Origin of the sequence: Stenotrophomonas pictorum JCM 9942 (genome assembly GCF_001310775.1) — a bacterium.
GTDB classification, from domain to species: Bacteria; Pseudomonadota; Gammaproteobacteria; order Xanthomonadales; family Xanthomonadaceae; genus Stenotrophomonas; species Stenotrophomonas pictorum.
In genome coordinates this window covers 1-2,050 of sequence record NZ_BAZI01000427.1, presented here as the reverse complement: position 1 = coordinate 2,050, position 2,050 = coordinate 1, and the positions used below count along the sequence as shown (strand labels likewise).

Here is a 2,050-nt window from a genome sequence, read left to right as displayed (position 1 = left end):
GGCCGGAGTGCCACCGGCGGCCAGCACTGCCGCGGCAGCCTTCTGCTGCGCGGCGCCGTTGACCACGGCACCGAAGTCCACCGCGTTGGTCAGCTCGATGGTCAGGTGCTGCACGAACACGCTGGCACCAAAGGACACATACGGGTTGACGTCATAGGAGAATGCCGCGCCCAGATCGACCGCCTTCAGGTCGGTGGTCACGCCGTGGTAACGGCCCACCCAGTCCTTGTCGTAGTCGGTCTTGAAGCCGAACGGCGCGGTCAGCGACAGGCCGAAGTGCATGTTGTCGTTCTCGCCGAACGGCACATGGAAATAGGCCGCCGGAACCGGCGCGATCATGCCGGCGTCACCGCCGTTGCCGCCGCTGACCGGTGCACCGGTACCCGGGCCGCCGGTGCCGTTGTAGCGGGCGTCGAACTTCTCGAAATCGGCCGAGAAGCTGATGGCGCTCAGGTCCGCCTGGAACTGGCGACCGTCGAGCAGGCGCATCGAGGCCGGATTGGTGGCGACCACAGACGCATCACCCCAGGCACTGGTGGAACCGGCAAACGCACGGCCCAGACCCTTGGCGCTGTTCTCCTTGAGCTGGAAGGCGGCAGCATCGGCGTTGCTGAATGCGAGGGCGCCGGCGATGCCGACGGCCAGAGCGGTGATGCGGGCAATCGAGGAAGCGGTATGCATGTTGGAAGCTCTCTCCTGGAACTGATGAAAAGTCGTTGATGCGGGTGGCATTAACGGACTGCAGTAATAGCTTGACGATGAGCCGGAGACCCCTCCCGACATACCACGCCGTATGCAGTATCTCCCAGCTTGCTTAACTAAACAATAACGGCACCGAATTCAGTTTCCTGTTCCGAATGAAGCGCTTAGGCGAGGAACCGATTACGCTTCCGGCATATGTTCCTTTCCATCCCCTCCCGTAAGAAGCCCGGCCTGCGCTGGGCGGTGCCAGCGCTGGTTGCCGTCACTTGGATCGCCTTCCTGTGGTCGATCTCCCGGCCGACCGAGGCCTGGCGGTCGCTGTGGATGAACTGGGGGGCCCTGTCCACCGGTCTGGGCAACCCGCAGGAGGTCTGGGCGGCGCTGCGCGATGGCAGCGCGTTGCGGCTGTTCACCGCGCTGTTCCTGCATGCGGACTGGTCGCACCTGCTGGGCAACCTGGTGTTCCTGCTGATCTTCGGACTGCCGGCCGAACGCGTGCTCGGGCCATGGCGGCTGCTGCTGCTGTTCCTGCTCGGTGGCGCGGCCTCGAACCTGGCCGCGCTGTATGTGATGGACACGCCGGATCAGACCATCATCGGTGCCAGTGGCGCGGTTTCGGCATTGCTGGGTACCTATCTGGCATTGTTTCCCGGCGCCCGTCTGGGCGTGGTGGTGCCGCTGGGGCTGTTCCTGGAGTTCGTCCGCGCCCCGGCATTCCTGCTGATCGGCGTCTGGGCCGCACTGCAGGTGGTGTTCGCCTATATCGGCCCCAGCTTCGGCCAGGTGGCGTGGTCGGCGCATCTGGCCGGCTTTCTGTTCGGTATCGTCTACGGCCTGTATGTGCGCGCGGCCATCGCCCGCCGTCTGCGCAAGCGTCAGGGCTTCTAGCGCCCGGCCCCTGCGGCGGATTCTATAATCGCGGCATGAGTAGCAAACCGCTGTACAAGGTCACTTTCCTCAACCACGGCAAAATCTACGAGCTGTATGCCCGGCGCGTGGGTGGCAGCATCTGTGGGGCTTCAACGAAGTGGCCGAACTGGTGTTCGACCGCCACGACGGACTGGTGGTGGACCCCACCGAAGAGCGCCTGCGACAGGAGTTCGGCGACACCCGGGTGTTGCACCTGCCGATGCAGAGCATCGTGCGCATCGAGGAAGTGGAGAAGAAAGGGCAGTCGGCGATCCGCGATGCCAGCACCGGCGAGAAGGTGGTCACTCCGTTCCCGCTGCCGGGCAAACCGCGCTGAACGGACCTGCGGCGGCCCCGGCAACATGCAGGGCCGCCGCGACGCTTACTTGTCGCCGTCGCTGGTCGGCACGGCTTGTTCCGGCTTGGCGGGAGCCTCCGG

General features: G+C 65.1%; 2 protein-coding genes and 1 pseudogene. 2 read left to right on the top strand and 1 reads right to left on the bottom strand.

Going from position 1 to position 2,050, the window contains the following annotated elements; genetic code table 11:
- The coding region (locus JCM9942_RS14605; protein ID WP_172675141.1) for an outer membrane protein transport protein at nt 1-681 on the bottom strand (681 nt) is incomplete at its 3' end.
- Between the two features lie 216 nt (nt 682-897).
- Between JCM9942_RS14605 and JCM9942_RS14600 the strand changes: the two genes are divergently transcribed.
- Together JCM9942_RS14600 and JCM9942_RS14595 are read left to right on the top strand one after the other, a co-directional pair.
- Complete coding sequence (locus JCM9942_RS14600) at nt 898-1,590, top strand: rhomboid family intramembrane serine protease (protein WP_054660552.1); 693 nt, start codon at nt 898-900, stop codon at nt 1,588-1,590.
- Nucleotides 1,591-1,625: 35 nt separating this feature from the next.
- Nucleotides 1,626-1,948, top strand: a pseudogene (locus tag JCM9942_RS14595) (DUF1820 family protein).
- Nucleotides 1,949-2,050: the final 102 nt, after the last annotated feature.

What these genes read in the sequence shown, in the direction of transcription:
- JCM9942_RS14600 (WP_054660552.1), top strand. Translation starts at nt 898, where the DNA reads ATGTTCCTTTCCATCCCCTCCCGTAAGAAGCCCGGCCTGCGCTGGGCG.